Raw genomic sequence first — 18,015 nt, 5'->3', positions numbered from 1 at the left:
TCGTCCTCGAGCGATTGGCGGATGACAGGCTTGTACGGGTCGAGCTTGCTCGGGGCGCTCCTCCTCGCAGGCGGGAGGGCACGCATGCGCGGCGAGCGCCTAGCGCGCGAACTCCCGTAAGAGCGCGTCTTCCACTTCCCTAAGCGAAAGGGCCCCGCCTCCCTCGGCGGGACGGGCGACCACGATACAGCGCGCTCCCACGTCGCGCGCGGAGGCGATCTTCTCGGCCGTGCCTCCTACGGTTCCCGAGTCCTTGGTCACAAGCCACTGGGCGCCCACCTGCCGAAGCATCGCCTCGTTGAGCTCGCGGGTGAAGGGCCCCTGCATGCCGATGACGTGCGACGGCGAAAACCCCGCGTCGATGCACTTCGTTATAGCACCGGGCAGAGGGAGCACACGCACGAAGAAGCGCTCCGCGAAATCGGCGACGCGCGTGTAGGGAGCAAGCTCCTTGCTCCCCGTCGTGAGAAGCGCGCGACCCGGGTTCTCGGAGAGAAAGCGCGCCGCGCAGGCGATCGACGCGACCGACACGACGCCTTTGGGCAGCGCCTCGACCGGGCGCGTAAGGCGCAGGCATCGTGCACCCACGGCGAGCGAAGCGGCCCGGATGTTGCCGCTTGCGAGCGTAGCGAAGGGGTGCGTGGCGTCGACGACGATGCGCGCGCCGGAAAGCTCACGCTCCATGTCGGCCTCGTCGAGCCTACCCGCATGCACCTCGATGCCCGGAAGCTCGCCCAAAAGCTCGCCTCCGTACTCGGTTGCCGCGTAGGCACGGGCGGGGATTCCCGCCCCGCTCGCCCATTCGCACAGGAGGCGGCCCTCGGTGGTGCCGGCGAAGATGCGCAGCGCCGGCGCGGATGCGGGCGCCGTCACTTCGGGCCGCCTGGGCGCGTGATCTGGTAGAGCAGCGCGTTCATAATGGCGGCCGCCACGGTCGAGCCGCCCTTGCGACCCCTCGCGACGATGGCCGGCACGCGTCGCGCGAGTAGCTCCTCTTTCGCCTCGACCACGTTCACAAACCCAACCGGCACCCCAACGACGAGCGCGGGCGCGATCTTCCCCGCGTCCATGAGCTCGGCGAGGCGCAGAAGTGCTGTGGGAGCGTTGCCGACGGCCACGATGAGCGGACCCTCGATGCCGCAAGCTTTGTCCATGCTCGCAACGGCGCGAGTCGTGCCCGCGGCGCGCGCCGTTGCGGCGACATCCGGGTCGGCCATATAGCACACGGCCTGGCAGCCGATCTTCGCGAGCGCGGGCTTGCTTATGCCTGCGAGCGCCATGTTCGTGTCGGTGAGCACCGTGGCCCCTGCGCGCAGTGCGTCGAGCGCACAGTGCGCGGCGTCATGGGTGAACACGAGGGAATCGGCGTACGAGAAGTCGGCAGTGGTGTGGATGACGCGCTTCACGACGGGCTCTTCGAGCGGCGGGAAAGTGCGGCCGCCGAGCTCTTCGGTGATGATCTCAAAGCTGCGCCGCTCGATGTCGCCGGGCGCCATCTCCTTGGAATCCATCTAGTACTCCACTCCTTCCCTTGCACATATCCCCTGCTCGTAGGGGTGTTTCTCGCACCGCATCTCGGTTATGTAGTCGGCCTTCTCCACGATCTTGCGGGAAGGCGCGCGCCCGGTGAGCGCTACTTCGACGCCGCGCGCGGACATATCGAGAGCGCGGTCCACGAGCGCCTCGTCGACAAGACCCTTCGAAAGCGCGTCGAGCGCCTCGTCGAGCACGAGCAGCCCCTCCTGCGCGCCCTCGAACTCGGCGAGCGCGGACGCAAGGTTCCCATCGTGCAGCTCGCACGTCGCGGCAAGTTCTTCCAGCGTCATGGACCAGGTAAACTTTTCCGACACCTTCCCCGCGAACACCGGCACGCCGAAATGCTCGGCGAGCAGTCGCGCCTCCCCGCTTTCGCCGTCTTTCAGGAACTGCACGACGACGACGCGGCGGCCTGCGGCGAGCATGCGAAGGGCGAGGCCCATCGCCGCCGTGGTCTTGCCTTTGCCGTCGCCATGATACACGTGGATCATACGCCCTCCTCGATAATGCGGTAGACATACTCCATGTCGAGCGCCTCGCGCACGACGTCGGCCAGGCGGTCAAACTCGCGCGCACGGTGATCGGCCGCGGACGCCGCGCCCGCAGCACCCACGACGCTCTCGGGCAGGCCGCGCATGCGCGCGAGCGAGCGTGCGAGGACGAGCGCCACCCCCGGTTCGTCGAACAGGCCGTGGAGATAGGTTCCGAACACGTTTCCGCAGGCCGCGCCTTCTGGTTTGCCGCCAATCGTGCCCGCAGGGGCGCAAGAGACGGTCGTTTCGCCGTCGTGAATCTCGTACCCGCGCGCCGTCATGCCGTTCCACACCGAGAACGCGCCTTGGGCGCCCGTGATGCGCAGCTCCGACTGGGCGAGGCGCTTTTCCTCCTTGAACACCGTACTTGCAGGGATGAGCCCGAGCCCGCGCGCGGTGCCAGCGCCTTCCCTGCCGTGCGGGTCGGAAAGCTCGTCTCCCAAAAGCTGGTAGCCTCCACATATGCCGAGCACCGGCGTGCCCGCGCCCGAAAGCGCGCGTACACAGGCTCCGATGCCGCTAGCCGCAAGCCAGCGCGCGTCGTCGAGCGTGGTCTTCGAGCCGGGGAGCACCACCAGGTCGGGCCGGCCCAGATCGGTCGTCGAGGAAACGTAGCGCACGCCCACGCCGGGCACGCGCGAAAGCGGGTCGAAGTCGGTGAAGTTCGACAGATGCGGAAGGCGCACGACGGCGACGTCGATGACGCCGCGCGCCTCGCGGGCAGATAGGCGCGGCGCGAGCGAGTCCTCGTCGTCCAGGTCGAGCGTAAGATACGGCACGACCCCCACGACGGGAACCCCGCACATCTTCTCGAGCGGGGCCAAACCCGGGCGCAGGATTTCCACATCGCCGCGGAACTTGTTCACCACAAGCCCCCGCAAAAGCGTGCGGTCCTCGGGCGCAAGGAGCGCGACCGTGCCGTAGAGCTGGGCAAACACCCCACCTGGGTCGATGTCGCCCACGAGCAGCACGGGGGAGGACACGGCGCGCGCGAGCCCCATGTTGACGATGTCGTTTTCGGCAAGGTTGATTTCGACGGGGCTGCCGGCGCCCTCGATGACGATGACGTCGTTTTCCTCCGCGAGCGAATCGAACGCCTCCAAAATCTGCGGCATGAGCGCCTTCTTTCGCGCGAAGTAGTCCCTCGCAGCGAAGGCTCCCTGCGCCTTGCCGGCCACGATGAGCTGGCTTCGGTGGTCGCTTTCGGGCTTGAGCAGGATGGGGTTCATGCGCACGTCGGGCGCGATGCCGCACGCCTCGGCCTGCATGATCTGGGCGCGCCCCATCTCGAGCCCATCGGCCGTGACACCGCTGTTGAGCGCCATGTTCTGGCTCTTGAAGGGAGCCACGCGCAGGCCGTCCTGCGAAAGCACACGGCACAGCCCCGCCGCAAGCAGGCTCTTCCCCGCGTTCGACATGGTGCCCTGGATCATGATGGGCTTCGCCCTACCCACGGGTATCGACCTCCTTCGCCGAGCCTCGGCCATCCGCGCCCGCCATAGCGTCGCTGCAAGAAGCGCCGCCCCGTTCGTCGGGTTCGCCTTCGCCCGATGCGCCTTCCGCCCGAAGCGCGCGGCTGAACGCCATCGCAAGCCGGGCGTTCTCCTTGCGCGTGCGCACCGCGACGCGGCACCAGAAACGGGACAGTACCGAAAACGAGTCGCACGTGCGGACCAAAACCCCCTGTTTATACAGGCGCTCGGGGATGTCTTTCGCCGGCGTGCGGACTAAAAGGAAGTTCGCATCCGACGGCACGACGGAAAGCCCGAGCGAGGAGAGCTCGTGGGAAAGCCACGATCGCTCGCCCGCCAATACATCGCGCGTGCGCGAGACGTATTCGACGTCTTCCAGGGCGGCGATGCCCGCGGCCTCGGCGACCGAGGAGACGGGCCACGCCTGCCCCGCCCGGCAAATCCCCTCGATGAGTTGGGCGTTTCCGCTGATCAGATACCCCAACCGCAACCCTGCCATTCCGTAGAGCTTGGTGAACGCGGAGAGCACGGCCACATGGTGCGAACACGCGGCGCGTGCGGCCACGCTCCTTTCGCGGGCGTCGGGCGCAAATCCGAGGAAGCACTCGTCCACGACGAGCAGCGCGCCCACCTGCTCGCAGCGGCAAGCCGCCTCGTCGATCACGCGGGGGTCGACGAGGCGCCCCGTCGGGTTGTTCGGATTGCAGAGGTACGCCACGTCTCCCGGCCCCTCGATCGCGCGGGCGAAGGAGGCGGGTACGTCGAAGTCATCCGCTTCGGAGAGCGGGAACTCCTGCACGCATGCGCCGTAGTACGATGCCGCCTCCGCATATTCAGAGAACGTCGGCGCGCACACGACGATGCGTTTCGGGCGCACCGCCGCGGCGAGCCGCCAGATGATGTCGGACGCGCCCGCGCCGCAAACAATAGTATCTTCGGGAATGCCCTGGGCGCGCGCTAGGGCGCGAACGAGGGCGAGGCTTTCCCTATCGGGGTAGGCGTCGATTCGAGAAAGCGCCTTGCAAGCTGCGGCGACGGCGCGCGGCGAGGGGCCTGCCGGATTCACGTTCACCGAGAAGTCAATGAGGTCGGAGACGCCCCCTTCGCAAGCGATGCCGAGCGATTGCGAGCTGCCCCCATGCGTACGGGCGCGCAGGATTCCCCCGGCAGCCCGGGGCGCGGCGTGGTCTTCCCTCATGCCATCGCCCCCACGGCGAGCACGACCGCCGCGCGCGCGGCGCCGAAGACGACGAGCGCGCATACGGACGCGGCGAGCATGAGCCTCGTCGCCCGGGCGATGTCGTCCCACTCGATTTCACGGGACGCGTCGCCTATCGTCGGTTTATCAACGAGCTTGCCAAAATACACCGCGGGTCCTGCCAGGCGCAGCCCGAGCGCGCCCGCGCACGCCGACTCGGTCTGCGCCGCGTTCGGGCTCGCATGGCGACGCCTGTCGCGGCGCCAGATGCGCGCCGCCCCGCGCGCGTCGAGCCCGACGATCGGGCACACGGCGATCATGAGCAGGGCCGATAAGCGCGAGGGAATCCAGTTCACCGCATCGTCGAGGCGCGCCGAGGCGCAGCCGAAGTCGATGTAGCGCTCGTTTTTGTAGCCCACCATGCTGTCGAGCGTGTTCACCGCCTTGTACGCCATACCCAAGGGCGCACCCCCGATCATAAGGTAGAAAAGCGGCGCGATGACGCCGTCGCTCGCGTTCTCCGCCACCGTTTCCACAGCGGCGCGCGCGACGCCCTGCTCGTCGAGAACAGACGTGTCGCGTCCCACGATGAGCCCGACTGTTTCGCGCGCCGCGACAAGGCCGCCCTTCGAGAACGCGCGGGCCACGGCCAGGCTCTGGCGGCGCAGCTCGCATGCCGCGAGAATCTGATAGCTCGCCCATGCCTCGGCCACGAAGCGCAAGCCGGAGTGAACCATACCGCAAAGATGCAGGATTCCCCAGGTCAAAAGCCCACACGCAAGCGGAAGCGCCACGGCGAGCACAAGCCCTGCGGCGCGCGTGCCCGCGGGCGTTTGCGGGAATACGCGCCGCAGGCGGCCTTCGGCCCACGTGATCGCGCGCCCCATGGCGACGACGGGATGGGGAAGCCAGCGCGGGTCGCCGAAGACAAGGTCGGCCGCGAACCCGGCGGCGACGGCAAGAATCGTCATCACTGGGCATCGCCCCCCGAAGCGGGGCGAACGTCGCGAAGGCAGCGTCCATCCCAGGTGGCGGCCCATGCGCCGCCTGGCTCGGTATGCACGTCGAAGTATCCCATTTTTGGGACAGCTAGCTCGGAGAGCAGCGCTTTCACGGTACCCGCGTGAACGACGAAGACGGCGCGCCCACTCCCCTGAGCGCGCTCCGATTCGCACGCCTCCCGAAACGCCGCGACGACGCGGCGGGTGAAATCGCTCTTGCCCTCGCCATGCGGGCAGCGCGTCTCGCACCAGGAGTCTACCCAGGCGCGGTAGCGCGCATCCTCTTTAAGCTCGGCGGCGTTTCGCCCCTCGAAGTCGCCGAAATCCATCTCGCGCAGACCGGGGCACGCCATAAGCTCCGCGTTCGGGAAGAGGATGCGCGCCGTCTGGTCGGTGCGGGCCATGCCGCTCGTGATAACACGGAACACGTCACCATCGCACGCGAGATCGCGCAAAGCGCGCTCGCCCGCGCTCGACAGGGGCTCGTCGGTGCCCGCCCCGCTGTAGCGATGGTCTTCCGTGCCCGCCGTGGCACCATGGCGCACGAAGACGACCTCCAAAGGCGCGCCCGCGCCCTGCGTACCTCGAGGCGCATCGGCAAGGTTTCCTTTGATGACCTGGGGAATCCCGCACGCCATGCGCACGACGACGTCGGCGCGCGCAGCGAGCGCGCATCCCAGGCGCCCCGCGCGCTCGCGCCATTGGGCGTCTTCCGCACGCATGGGGACGACCCCCGAACCGACCAAGGGCAGAATCACTGCGTCGAAGCCCATCAGCCGCTCGAGCGCCCGGTCAGCGTCGAGCGCGCGTACGAGTTCCTCAGCACGGTACGCGACACGGCCGGCAAAAGCCGCGGGCACTCCGCCCTCCGCAAGCTGCGCCGCGTCGACGAAATCGTCCGCCGCGAACCCGAGCTTTTCGCGCACGAAGGTCCTCTTCCCCGAATGCGCGCCACCTACCACGAGAATCATAGGAGCATGCCCCCCGCCACCAGCATGGCAAGCATCGCGAGCTCGGCCCATTGCAGAAACCATCCGGCCAAATCACCCGTCACCCCGCCGAAGCGGGACAGGGCAACATGGCGGTACCACGCGAGCACCAAAAGCCCCGCCACCGCTATAAGGGCGCCGACGGCCTGAGCGCACGCGACCATCCCTGCAGCCGAAGCAGCAGCGAAAGCGCAAAGCGGCACGACGATCTCCGCGCGCTTCTTCGCAGGCGAGAGCCCCGCGGCCATGCCGTCCGCCCGCGCGGCAGGCCAGCATTCTACGGCGAGCCCCGAAAGCGCGCGGGAGAACACGAGCGAGCACAGAAGCGCGAGGAACGCCCCCGCCGTAAGTGGCAGCGCGGTGAACAGGGAAAACTGCAGAATAAGGTACACGACAACACCAATGACCCCGAAGGCGCCCGCCCGCGGGTCGTGCATGATCTCGAGCTTTCGCTCGCGTGGGGCCCAACTTGCAAGCGCATCGGAGGTGTCGCAGAGCCCGTCTAGGTGGATGCCTCCCGTCACCGCCACAGGCAGCGCCACGAGCACGGCCGCGACGATGGTCGCGGGCACGCCGAGCAGGTTCGCAATGTGTCCCCACGCCGTCATGAGGAAGCCTTCCGCAAGGCCCACCAGGGGAAACGCGGCAAGCGCATGGGTTGACCCGAAATCGGTCCAGGCCGATTTCGGGACGGGGATGCGCGAGAACGTTCCGAACGCCGCGCCGATTGCCTCTGCTATCTTCACCTTGTAGGTCCTTCGCCTTTCATCCACACGGGAATCCCGCATACCACTTCGACTGCGCGGTCGGCCAGCGCCGCCACGCCCGCATTCACGCGCGCGAGCGCGCGCCTCCATGCCTCGGTCCCCTCATCGTAGCGCATCCCATCGGCGAACACGTCGACGGTGACAACCACCGTATACGCAGCGGCCTGAGCGAGCCGTTCGATGCCTCCGAGCACCTCGCGCGCCGCAGCGTCGGGGTCACGTGGGGACAAGCCGCCTTCCGCGAAGAGCTCGTTCGCAACCAGGTTGCCCACGTCCTCCAAAAGAAGCGTGCAGCCGCACGGAAGCCCGGGCACTGCGGCGCCCACGTCACGCGTGCGCTCGAGGGTGGAAAACCCCTCGCCCTCGCGCATCGCCCGATGGCGCGCGATGCGGCGGGTGCCCTCTTCCCCGAAGGGCTCCATCGTTGCCAGGTACACGCGGGGGCCGTCGTGCCCGAGACACAGGGATTCGGCGTAGGCGCTCTTGCCGCTCGCGGCGGCGCCGATGACGAGCGTCACCGTCATTTCCCGGCCTCGAAATGCTCGTAAGCAGCCATGCCAGTCGCCGTGAACGTCTTCCCATCCCGGTACACGCGCAGCGCCGAATCCAGAAGGGGCAGATACGCCATGGCGCCCGCGCCCTCGCCCAAGTGCATGCCTGCGACGAGGGGTGCCTTTATGCCGAGCTCGCGAAGGAGCTCCTGGCTTGCGGGTTCGCTAGATGCGTGGGTGCCCACGAGGTAGCCCAAGGCGTTGGGGCACAGGCGCACCGCGCACAGGGCCGCCGTGCAGGATATGACCCCGTCGAGGAGCGCCGGCACCTTCGAGGCCGCGGCCCCCAGGTAGAAGCCGCACATCGCCGCGATGTCGAAGCCGCCCACCTTCGAGAGCACGTCGATCGGGTCGGCGGGATCGGGCGAGTTCGCGTCGATAGCGCGCTCGACCACGTCGCGCTTGCGCGCGAGCGAGGCGTCCGAGAGCCCCGCGCCGCGCCCGACGAGGCTCCGCGCGTCCGCCCGGATGAGCACTGCGGCCACCGCCGCCGAGGTGGTCGTGTTGCCGATGCCCATCTCGCCCGCAGCGAGAAGGCGCACGCCGGCGCGGGCAAGCCCGCACGCGACGGCGATTCCGACCTCGATCGCGCGCATGGCCCCATCGCGAGACATGGCGGAGCCGTGCGCGATGTTGCCGCTCCCCCGCCGCACGTTCGCGCGCACCATGCGCGCGTCTTCTATGCCCCGGGCCATACCCACGTCGACGGGCACGACCTCGGCACCCGCGAACGCCGCCATGCGGCAGGCGCTCGTGGCCCCCTCGCACATGTTGCGCGCGACGGCTCGCGTCACGTCTTGCCCGCTTTGCGACACGCCTTCGGCAACGACCCCGTTGTCGGAGAAGAATACCGCGAGCGCACGGGGAAACTCGGCCACCTCGGCGCTCCCCTGAGCTGCGGCGATACACGCGACGGCGTCTTCAAAGTCGCCCAATCCCCCCAAAGGGTGCGCGATGGAGTCCCACGCGGCGTACGCGGCGGCGCGGGCACACTCGTCTGCGGGCGCGATGCGGGAGAGCGCGGCTTCGAGCACGGCGCCCGGCGCCGACGAGAACGCGCGCTCGACTTCCTCGCGGATGCAGGCAAGCGCGGTTTCGGTTGCTTCAGCCATGCCGTCTCCTCTCTGAGAACGACGCCGCGGCAGACGCGAACGCGCGCGCAACGTCGGGGTTCGCAGGATAGTACACATGCGGGAAGCCCGCAACCAGGGACGGGGTGGTCGTCATGCACGGCCAGCCCTTGTCGCGCCGGGGCTTTTGCGCCCAAAAGTCGCCGCCCGGGCAGGTGGACTGCCAGTAGTGGAACTCGTGCGCGCGGATGCGTGTGCCGCGCGGCCCGTAGAGCCCGTCGCGTTGAGAAGTGAGCTCCACGTACCCGAAATGGGACAGCCTTCCCCCGTTCTCGCTTGCGCCCTCAAGGGCGCCCGCAACAGGCCAGCGCCGCCCCTCGCTATCGGCGATTTCGCGCTGCAGGTACAGAAACCCACCGCATTCGGCGACCGTCGGCATGCCGGATTCCACCGCGCGCCGCACCGCCTCGCGCATCGGCGCGTTCTCGGAGAGCTGTCGCGCATGGAGCTCCGGGTAGCCGCCTCCCAGATAGAGGGCGCTTGTCCCCCGGGGCAACTCGCTATCACACAGGGGGCTGAAAAAGGCCAGCTCGCAACCAAGGTCCTCGAGCGCGCGCAGGTTCTCCTCGTAGTAGAACGAGAACGCCTCGTCACGCGCGACGGCGACGATGGGCCGCGCTCCCGCGATCGGCTCCAACCGGTAAGGTTCCTCGCGGATATCGGGTGCCGTCGCCGCTATTTCGAGCAAGCGGTCGACGTCGACGCTCTTTTCCACCAGCTCGGCCATCTTGTCGATGCGCGCGGAGAGCTGCTTGACTTCGTCGGCGGTCACAAGCCCCAGATGCCGGCTTTCGAGCGAGAACGCCTCGTCGGCGGGGATATTACCCAAAACCGCGACGCCCGTGTGCTTCTCGATCGCAGGCGCCGCGTAGGCGCAGGCAGCGGCGCTCGTCTTGTTCAGCACGACGCCGCGCACGTTCGCACAGGGCAGGAACTCGGCGATGCCGCGGATTACGGCGGCGAGCGATAAAGACGCCCCGCGCCCGTTCACCACTAAAGCGACCGGCGTTTCCGTGTCACGCGCAACCTGGTAGCTGCTCGCGTCGGCCACGCCGGGCGCCATGCCGTCGTAGAAGCCCATGACCCCCTCGAGCACCGCGACATCCGCGCCCGCGGCGCCGCGTGCGAGTAGGGCGCGCAGCGTCGGGGCGTCGGTGAAGAAACCGTCTAAGTTGCCCGAGCACGCACCCACGACGCGGCGATGAAAGAGCGGGTCAATGTAGTCGGGGCCGCATTTGAAGGCCGCGCATGCGAGGCCGCGGCGCGCAAGCGCGCGCAGGAGCGCGCACGTAACGACCGTCTTGCCGCTCCCGCTCGAGGGCGCAGCGACCATGAAACGCGGGATGGTCGTGCTCACCGGGCGCCGCCTTCCCCACCCGCACCACGCGCGCTGACGAGGAACACGGGGTTTTGCGCCTTCATAAGATGGTGCGAGCCTACAGCCTCGGCGCGGGCGGCCGACACCTGGCACGCCTCGAACCCCTTAAAGCGCGAACCCGAGAGAAGCGCGCACGCCTCGGTGAGCGTCTCAACGGTGACGCATGGCACGCACAGGCGAACCTGCGAGTTCTTCTCGAGCGCCGCCTCCACGATAGAGGGAAGCTCGCCCGCGCTCCCGCCGACGAACACGGCGTCGGGGACGGGCAGTTTCGCGAGCGCTTCGGGGGCGACACCGGGGACCGCATGTACGTTGCCGCACCCGAATGCATCCGCGTTCTCTCGGATGAGCCGCACGCCGGCCGCGTTGCGCTCGACCGCCCATACCGACCCCGCTCGCGCGACGAGCGCCGCCTCAATCGACACGCTCCCCGTGCCGGCTCCGACGTCCCACACGGTGTCGGTAGCGGTAAGGCGCAGCTTCGCGAGCGCGACGGCGCGCACCTCCTGCTTGGTCATGGGAACGTCGCCGCGGATGAAGAGCTCGTCGGGAATGCCCGAGGAAGCGTACGGCCAGCGAGAGCTCGCGGCGCGAGATGCGCCCGCAGAGTCCGCCGCGGAAGAAGCCGCCGCGCGCGCAGACGCGCCGGCCGGCGCCTCGGAGGCTGCGCTAGAGCCCGCAGACGACCCGGCGCCACCTGCGAAATCGATAAGCATCACGTTCAAGTCGTCGAAAGTCTGACCTGCGATTTCACTTGCGGTCGCACAGGTGATGCGCTCGTCGGGGTACGACAGGCGCTCGGCCACCGTCACGCGCGCGTCCCCGAAGCCCGCATGGCCAAGCTCGCCCGAAAGCCGCGAGGGGTCTTCCCCGCCCGACGTGACGAGGAAGAGTTCACCTGCGCGCTCGGCCTCGGCCACGATGTCGCACGCCACGCCGTGAGCGCTCGCGAAGCGCCAATCCTGCCATGGACGCGCGAGGCGCGCGGCGAGATACGACGCTGAGCTTATGCCGGGAATGACGCGCACGTCCACCTGCGCGTCGCCGGAGAGCGCCTCCACCAGGCGGCGCGCGCCACTGAACAGCCCCACATCGCCCGTCATCACGACCACGGCGCGCTGCCACGACGCCGCATCGGTGAGCGCGGCGACGATGTCCGCCGTCTTCACGAGCTCGCATCTCACCACGTCGGGCGGCACGTCGATGCCGGCAAGCGCGCGATGAGCGCCGATGACCACATCGGCGATGTCGATCGCGTCGAGCGCCGCGCGCGAGAGCAAGTCGGGGTTTCCGGGCCCCGCCCCGATTATCGTTACCTTTCGCATGGAATCTCCCGATACCCGCGCGGCGTGACCATACGGCCGCCTACGCGCTTCGTGTCCGCGTTGCCGACGAACACGGTGGTGAACATGTCGGCGTCGAGCTCCCCCAGCTCGGAGAGCCTGCACATGCCCGACTGCTGCCCCTCGCGCCCGATGTTGCGTACCCAGCCGCAGAGCGTGTCGGGGGCCTTCCATTCGAGCATAATCTTCGCCGCGCGCGAGAGCCTGTCGGCGCGCTTTCTGCTGCGCGGGTTGTACAAACAGATGCAGAAGTCGGCGCTCGCCACGGCGGCGAGCCTGCGCTCGATGACCTCCCACGGCGTGAGCAGGTCGGAGAGCGACACGACCGCGAAGTCGTGGGCAAGCGGGGCGCCGAGCACCGCCGACCCGCTCTGAGCCGCGGTGGCCCCGGAGATAACTTCCACGTCTACATCGGGGTAGTCCTCCGCAAGCTCCAGCACGGGGCTCGCCATGCCGTAAACGCCCGCGTCACCGCTGCACACGAGCGCCACGGCTTCTCCGCTCTGCGCGCGCGAAAGCGCCAGACGGCACCGTTCGACCTCGTGCATCATCGGCGTCGCGAGATGCGCCGCGTCGGGCACGGCGGCAAGCGCGAGCTCCACGTATTTCGTGTACCCAACAACGATGTCGGCCGCCTCGAGCGCGCGCCGAGCCGCAATCGTCATGCCGTCGGGGCCGCCCGGGCCGATCCCCACCACGAAGAGCTTTCCCATCACCGCTCCTTAAACGAAAGTTCGATAGATACTTTGGAAAACGCGACGGTCACGCCGCCGTGAGCGAGCTTCGGGAAGATAAGTTTGCCCCCGCCCGCGAGCGCCGCGCGCTCGCACACATTGTCGACCCCCACCGTCGCGCGCACGAAATCAGATGGCGAAACGCTGCCTTCGACCTGCGACAACTCCTCTGCGGAATACGTCGCAAGCGGGATATTGCGCGCGCGGCAGAAGGCGAGCAGACCCTCCTCGTGCGCCTTCACGTCGATCGTCGCCGCCTCGCGCACGGCCAAAGGCGAGATGCCCGCCTGCCCGCACGCGAGAAGAAACGCCTCCCCGATCGCTTCGGCGCACGCACCGCGACGGCACCCTATGCCCGCAACGATACAGGGCACGACAAGGCGAAGCGGCTCGGGCGCAGGCGCCTGCACCCGCATGCCCGCCGGCATCCCCGTCTCACCGGCGGGCACGACCTCGTCCGTTGTCTCCGCCGCGCGAACGAACGCGCCTGCATTCGCGCCAGCGAACGGCGACACGACGATATCGGCCCGAGCGCGGTCGGACGCAATGTCTACCCCCTCAGGCGGCTGTCCCGAAATCGGCATGTCGGAATAGAGTGCCACGCGCCCGCCCGAAAGCAGCCGCGCCGACACTCGCTTGATGGCCTCGGGATTCAAAACGGCGAGCCCCGCACAGCGCGCCCACGTATCCACCGCCCACACGCCGCGGACGTCGGTCGCCGTGGTGATGACGGGGATGGCCCCTACCGCGCGGGCCACAGTTTGCGCAAGCTCGTTCGCACCGCCCAAATGCCCCGACAAAAGCGGGACGGCAAAGCGTCCCGCCTCGTCAATCACCACAACCGCGGAATCGGTTGCCTTCGAAGCGACATGCGGCGCGATCGCCCGCACGGCGATGCCCGCCGCGCCCACGAACAGAAGCGCGTCCGACGCTTCCCACGCGAGCGCCGTCCATGCGCGCAGGTCGGCCTTCCCCTCGCCGAACCCGCGCAAAACGGAAACGTCCCAGCCAGGGTCGTCTTCACCTGTCTGTGCGCAATCGGAAAGCGCGTGTGCGGTGCGCACCGCCAACGCATACCCCCTCTCAGTGAACGCTATGCAGGAAACCCTCATCTAGCGCACCACCATCGTCGAGAAGTAGCTGCCCCGATCGGGCACATCGTCGAGCGAGCGGTACACGCGCTCGCCCGGAAGCCCACAGTCCTCTACAAGCTCGGCACCGTCGAAGGCACCCTCCTCGCAAAGGAAGCGCTTCGTGTCCGCAAGCGAGCGGCGCGCCTTCATGACCACCTTCGTCCCCGGCCAGCCGATTGCACGGCGCACCCCGTACAGAACGCCTTTACTCATACGTCGCCCCCAATTTCCCGATAACTGCATCGGCGCCCGACGTGCGGAAAAGCTCGCGGCGCTCGGCGTCGAACACGACCGCGGCGATGTCGCATGCGCCCGCCGCGCGGCGGCGCAACCTGTCCTCGATTGCCGCAGCGAGCGAGGCGCGCGCAGCGTCCCCCACGCCGGCGGCCTCGATTACCTCGAGCGCCGCCGTGGTCGTGACCGACGACAGGATCTCACGCACGGTCTTCGCGCCCGCGCCGGCCAAGGCCGCGTGGGCGGCCAGAATCTCCGCGCGGCAGTCGGCGGTACGCGAATGGGTGTCCATGATGCCGCCCGCGACCTTCACCAACTTGCCGATGTGTCCCACAAGAAGGACATTAGTAAATCCCTCGCGAACGCAGCAATCAATCGCATCGCCCACAAAGTTGGAGATAAAGACCACCGGCGCACCGTTTAGGTGGAAATGCCCCGAGATGAACTGCCCGCCGTAGTTGCCGGGCGTGAGCACGACTCCGCGCCGCCCCATAGCCGCATGCTGCCGAATCTCGAGCTCGATGCTGTCGCGCAAAGCAGCGAGGCTGCGCGGCTCGACGATTCCCGTCGTGCCCAGGATGGAGATGCCGTCCTTTATCCCCAGGTGCGGGTTGAAGGTCTTTTCGGCAAGGGCAACACCCTCGGGTACCGAAATCGTCACAGCAATATTTCCAGAAAAGCCGTGCGCGGCGCACACCTCGCGCACCGCCGAAGTGATCATCGCGCGCGGCGTCGCGTTGATGGCGGCCGCCCCCACCGGCTGCTCGAGCCCGGGCAAAGTCACGCGCCCCACGCCCACGCCGCCATCGACGGAAACTTCCGATTCGCGCGCGGGCACGCCCTTGCTGCCCGCAGCACCCGTGCCCGACCCCGCATGTTCCACGCGCGCGTACACGAGCACGCCGTCGGTCACATCGGCATCGTCGCCTGCGTCCTTTCGCACGGCGCACTGGGCGCACCCCTCGCCGATGCATGCGTCGACCACGTTCGCTTCGACGGGCAGCCCGCCGGGGGTGACGATCGACACGAGGCCGACGGGCTTTCGTGACAAGAGCATCTCGCAGGCCGCCTTCGCCGCGAGCGCGGCGCAGCTCCCCGTGGTGTAGCCGCAGCGCAGGCGGGTCGTCCCGGTATATATGTAGTGCTCGAAGGCCACGCTAGCTGCTCGCCTTCCGATACCCCGTGGCAAACGAAGGGTCGTAAAGCTTGCTGCGCTCGTACGACTCCGCTTGCGCGCCGTCGTGCGCAAGTCCGCCGCGAGCTCCGAGCACGCGGCCCACCACCACGAGCGCCGTGCGGTCGATGCCCTCTCGCGCGCCCGCATCGGCGAGCGTGCCCACTGTACAGCGCACCACGCGCTCCTCAGGCCAGGTCGCCTTGTACACGAGCGCCGCCGGCTCGTCGGAGCTGCGGCCCGCGGCCAAAAGCTCGGCGGAAAGCTCGGCGAGCATACCCGAGCTCAGGAAGATGACCATAGTCGAGCCGCTTTCCGCCATGGTGCGCATGCTCTCGCCCGCGGGCATGGGGGTGCGCCCGGAAAGCCGCGTGATCACGACCGACTGGCTGATTCCCGGCAGCGTGTATTCCTGGCGAAGCGCCGCCGCGGCACCGCAAAAGCTCGACACGCCGGGCACCACCTCGTAGTCCACGTCGCGCGCGTCGAGTGCGTCCATCTGCTCCTGGATGGCGCCGTACAGGCACGGGTCGCCCGTGTGCAGGCGCACCACTTCCTCGCCCCGCGCATCTGCCGTGCACATCACGTCGAGCACTTCCTCCAAGGTCATGTGCGCGCTGTCGTAGACGATGCAGGATTCCTTGCACTCGGCGAGCAGCTCGGGGTTCACAAGGCTCCCCGCCCAAACGACCACGTCGGCCGCGCGCAAAAGGCGCGCCCCGCGCAGCGTGATAAGGTCGGCGGCGCCCGAGCCAGCGCCAACGATATGAATCATCCGAGCCTTCCCTTCCCGTTTCTCATCGCAACCGTTTACGCTGCCATTCGCGCAGCGGCCAAAACACGGCGCCCGCAGCGGCAATCGGCGCAAATACGCAGGCAGGAGGCGCAATGCCGCCCGCCCTGGCTTTGACACGTTCAAAAGTGCCCACTATCATAGTAAAAGATTCGGCAACGAGCATATGACAATCGGATAAAAGGAAATGACCGGCGCGGCGCCCGCACAGCCCGCGCTGGCTTGCGGAGGGAACCAGGTGGGAATCCTGGGCAAGGGACATTACTGTATAGGACGCACGGGCGAACCGCCTCGCGCCCCAAGCCAGACTGCTTCGCCTTTTCCTCACGGCATCGCCGTGGCGTTAGCTCCTTGTGAACCCCGAGGGGTGCGCTTTTCTTTCGCTTGTGCCGACAAGCAACTGTCGCCGGGGGACCGGCAAACCGAGGAAAGGAAAAACCATGTCCGACCAGATGTCACGCCGCGGCTTCATGGGCGCCGCAGCAACCGGAGCCTTCGCGCTCGCCGGAGTCGCGCTCGCGGGCTGCTCCAGCACCTCCGCGAGTTCCGAGAAATCGAGCGAAAAGGAGAAGGCCGTGAAGCCGGTCATCCTCGTCACGAGCTTCGGCACGAGCTACAACGACTCGCGCCACATCACCATCGGCGCCATCGAAGACGCTATCCGCGAGAAGTACTGGCAGGACTACGACATCCGCCGCGCCTTCACCGCGCAGATCATCATCGACAAGCTGAAGAAGCGCGACGGCATCACGATCGACAACATGACCGAGGCGCTCGACCGCTGCGTGGAAGACGGCGTGAAGGAAATCGTCGTGCAGCCGACGCATCTCATGGCTGGCCTGGAATACGCCGACGTGAAAGACGAGCTCGACAAGTACGCCGACAAGTTCGACAAGATCTCGCTCGGCGACCCGCTGCTCACCTCCGACGACGACTACAAGAAGGTGGCCGCCGCCATTAAGGAGAACATGGCGTCCTTCGACGACGGCAAGACGGCGCTGTGCCTCATGGGGCACGGCACCGAAGCCGATTCCAACGCCGACTATGCCAAGATGCAGGAAGTGTTCAAGAACGAGGGCTTGACGCAGTTCTTCGTCGGCACCGTCGAGGCTGAACCGACCTGCGAGGATGTTATCGCCGCCGCGAGCGCCGCAGGGTACAAGAAGGCCGTGCTCGCGCCGTTCATGGTGGTCGCGGGCGACCACGCGAACAACGACATGGCAGACGAGACCGACCCCGACAGCTGGGCTGCGAAGTTCGTGGCCGCCGGCTTCGAAGTGACGTGCCTGCTCCAGGGTCTGGGACAGAACGCCGCGGTCGACGACATCTACGTCTCACACGTGGACGACGCCATCGCCAAGCTGTAAACTCGCCGCGCACGGGGGCGCCGGTCGCGTCCCCGTGCAACGGGCATGCGCCTTCCCCGACCGACGGCGCATGCCCGTTGCATTCGCGTCCCGCCCGCCCACCGCACGAGCGGGCGGTCGAAGCGATTGAAAGGAACCTCCCTCCATGTTGAAGAAAACCCTCGCCTTCGCCCTGTCAGCGGCGCTTTTCGCGTTCTCGCTCGCCGGCTGCGGCGGAAATTCAATCGACAGCGCAAAGGCAAGCGATGCCGATTCCCAGGAAAAGACCGAACAGGCGGCCGATGCGCCCGAGGGCGCAAGCGCTGCCCCCATCACCGCCGACAAGGTGGCCGACGGCACCTATCCGATCACCGTAGATTCCAGCTCGAACATGTTCAGGATTGTGGACGCCCAGCTCATCGTGGAAAACGGCTCCATGCACTGCGTGATGACGCTTTCCGGCACGGGCTACGGCAAGCTCTTCATGGGCACGGGCGACGAGGCTGCCGCCGCGAGCGAGGCCGACTTCATCCCCTATGTGGAAAACGCGGAAGGCAAGTACACCTACGACGTGCCCGTTGAAGCGCTCGACGAGGACACCGCCTGCGCCGCGTGGAGTATTAGAAAAGAGCAGTGGTACGACCGCACGCTCGTGTTCGAATCCGCCGGCGTCGATCTGCGCGCCGACGCACTGAAGTAACGC

19 protein-coding genes are annotated in these 18,015 nt (G+C 67.7%); 2 read left to right on the top strand and 17 right to left on the bottom strand.

The genetic code is table 11. The annotated features are described in order from the left end of the window. Positions 1–99 precede the first annotated feature (99 nt). From cobK to cobM, 17 genes are read right to left on the bottom strand one after another with little or no spacing between them, the layout of a single operon-like run. Positions 100–873, bottom strand: coding sequence for a precorrin-6A reductase (gene cobK, locus AB5750_RS03220; RefSeq protein WP_055286487.1), 774 nt, complete (start codon positions 871–873; stop codon positions 100–102). Next, the gene (locus tag AB5750_RS03215; protein WP_195233206.1) at positions 870–1,511 is read right to left on the bottom strand and encodes a precorrin-8X methylmutase; all 642 of its coding nucleotides are present in this window, start codon (positions 1,509–1,511) and stop codon (positions 870–872) included. The genes cobK and AB5750_RS03215 overlap by 4 nt, the downstream gene beginning before the upstream one ends. Further along, positions 1,512–2,027 carry a cob(I)yrinic acid a,c-diamide adenosyltransferase gene (locus AB5750_RS03210; protein WP_368145317.1) on the bottom strand — a complete coding sequence of 172 codons (516 nt, stop codon included), beginning with the start codon at positions 2,025–2,027 and terminating at the stop codon, positions 1,512–1,514. It abuts the gene before it with no gap. Beyond that, positions 2,024–3,523, bottom strand: a complete 1,500-nt coding sequence (locus tag AB5750_RS03205; RefSeq protein WP_368145319.1) for a cobyric acid synthase — start codon at positions 3,521–3,523, stop codon at positions 2,024–2,026. The genes AB5750_RS03210 and AB5750_RS03205 overlap by 4 nt, the downstream gene beginning before the upstream one ends. Then, positions 3,516–4,739 (bottom strand): pyridoxal phosphate-dependent aminotransferase, encoded by a 1,224-nt coding sequence (locus tag AB5750_RS03200; protein WP_158554590.1) that lies wholly within the window; start codon positions 4,737–4,739, stop codon positions 3,516–3,518. The genes AB5750_RS03205 and AB5750_RS03200 overlap by 8 nt, the downstream gene beginning before the upstream one ends. Further along, positions 4,736–5,710, bottom strand: a complete 975-nt coding sequence (cbiB, locus tag AB5750_RS03195) for an adenosylcobinamide-phosphate synthase CbiB (protein ID WP_195233317.1) — start codon at positions 5,708–5,710, stop codon at positions 4,736–4,738. Before cbiB ends, AB5750_RS03200 begins: the two co-directional genes overlap by 4 nt. Continuing rightward, positions 5,710–6,666, bottom strand: coding sequence for a histidine phosphatase family protein (locus AB5750_RS03190; RefSeq protein ID WP_368145321.1), 957 nt, complete (start codon positions 6,664–6,666; stop codon positions 5,710–5,712). Before AB5750_RS03190 ends, cbiB begins: the two co-directional genes overlap by 1 nt. A gap of 41 nt (positions 6,667–6,707) precedes the next feature. Continuing rightward, on the bottom strand, positions 6,708–7,475 hold the full coding sequence (gene cobS / locus AB5750_RS03185; protein ID WP_368145322.1) for an adenosylcobinamide-GDP ribazoletransferase: 768 nt from the start codon (positions 7,473–7,475) through the stop codon (positions 6,708–6,710). Further along, on the bottom strand, positions 7,472–8,020 hold the full coding sequence (locus AB5750_RS03180; RefSeq protein WP_368145324.1) for a bifunctional adenosylcobinamide kinase/adenosylcobinamide-phosphate guanylyltransferase: 549 nt from the start codon (positions 8,018–8,020) through the stop codon (positions 7,472–7,474). The genes cobS and AB5750_RS03180 overlap by 4 nt, the downstream gene beginning before the upstream one ends. After that, positions 8,017–9,159 (bottom strand): nicotinate-nucleotide--dimethylbenzimidazole phosphoribosyltransferase, encoded by a 1,143-nt coding sequence (locus AB5750_RS03175; RefSeq protein WP_368145326.1) that lies wholly within the window; start codon positions 9,157–9,159, stop codon positions 8,017–8,019. Before AB5750_RS03175 ends, AB5750_RS03180 begins: the two co-directional genes overlap by 4 nt. Next, a complete protein-coding gene (locus AB5750_RS03170) occupies positions 9,152–10,534 on the bottom strand; it encodes a cobyrinic acid a,c-diamide synthase CobB (RefSeq protein ID WP_368145327.1) in 1,383 nt (460 codons plus the stop codon). The genes AB5750_RS03175 and AB5750_RS03170 overlap by 8 nt, the downstream gene beginning before the upstream one ends. Further along, positions 10,531–11,880 carry a precorrin-6y C5,15-methyltransferase (decarboxylating) subunit CbiE gene (gene cbiE / locus AB5750_RS03165; protein WP_368145328.1) on the bottom strand — a complete coding sequence of 450 codons (1,350 nt, stop codon included), beginning with the start codon at positions 11,878–11,880 and terminating at the stop codon, positions 10,531–10,533. The genes AB5750_RS03170 and cbiE overlap by 4 nt, the downstream gene beginning before the upstream one ends. Then, a complete protein-coding gene (gene cobJ, locus AB5750_RS03160; protein WP_138374713.1) occupies positions 11,868–12,611 on the bottom strand; it encodes a precorrin-3B C(17)-methyltransferase in 744 nt (247 codons plus the stop codon). The genes cbiE and cobJ overlap by 13 nt, the downstream gene beginning before the upstream one ends. After that, positions 12,611–13,696 (bottom strand): cobalt-precorrin 5A hydrolase, encoded by a 1,086-nt coding sequence (locus AB5750_RS03155; RefSeq protein ID WP_368145371.1) that lies wholly within the window; start codon positions 13,694–13,696, stop codon positions 12,611–12,613. The genes cobJ and AB5750_RS03155 overlap by 1 nt, the downstream gene beginning before the upstream one ends. Before the next feature lie 48 nt (positions 13,697–13,744). Continuing rightward, positions 13,745–13,978, bottom strand: coding sequence for an SAM-dependent methyltransferase (locus AB5750_RS03150; protein WP_187359579.1), 234 nt, complete (start codon positions 13,976–13,978; stop codon positions 13,745–13,747). Next, complete coding sequence (gene cbiD / locus AB5750_RS03145) at positions 13,971–15,155, bottom strand: cobalt-precorrin-5B (C(1))-methyltransferase CbiD (RefSeq protein ID WP_271740310.1); 1,185 nt, start codon at positions 15,153–15,155, stop codon at positions 13,971–13,973. Before cbiD ends, AB5750_RS03150 begins: the two co-directional genes overlap by 8 nt. Position 15,156: 1 nt before the next feature. Beyond that, entirely contained in the window at positions 15,157–15,948 is a 792-nt protein-coding gene (cobM, locus tag AB5750_RS03140) for a precorrin-4 C(11)-methyltransferase (protein ID WP_368145329.1), read from the bottom strand. Between the two features lie 458 nt (positions 15,949–16,406). Between cobM and AB5750_RS03135 the strand changes: the two genes are divergently transcribed. Further along, a complete protein-coding gene (locus AB5750_RS03135) occupies positions 16,407–17,333 on the top strand; it encodes a sirohydrochlorin cobaltochelatase (protein WP_035138221.1) in 927 nt (308 codons plus the stop codon). A gap of 145 nt (positions 17,334–17,478) precedes the next feature. Continuing rightward, complete coding sequence (locus AB5750_RS03130) at positions 17,479–18,012, top strand: hypothetical protein (RefSeq protein WP_035138217.1); 534 nt, start codon at positions 17,479–17,481, stop codon at positions 18,010–18,012. Positions 18,013–18,015 lie beyond the last annotated feature (3 nt).

It is taken from the genome of Collinsella aerofaciens, from assembly GCF_040926185.1.
GTDB lineage: Bacteria > Actinomycetota > Coriobacteriia > Coriobacteriales > Coriobacteriaceae > Collinsella > Collinsella aerofaciens_BC.
The sequence above is the reverse complement of the archived record's forward strand: the minus strand, read 5'-3'. Positions and strand labels throughout refer to the sequence as shown.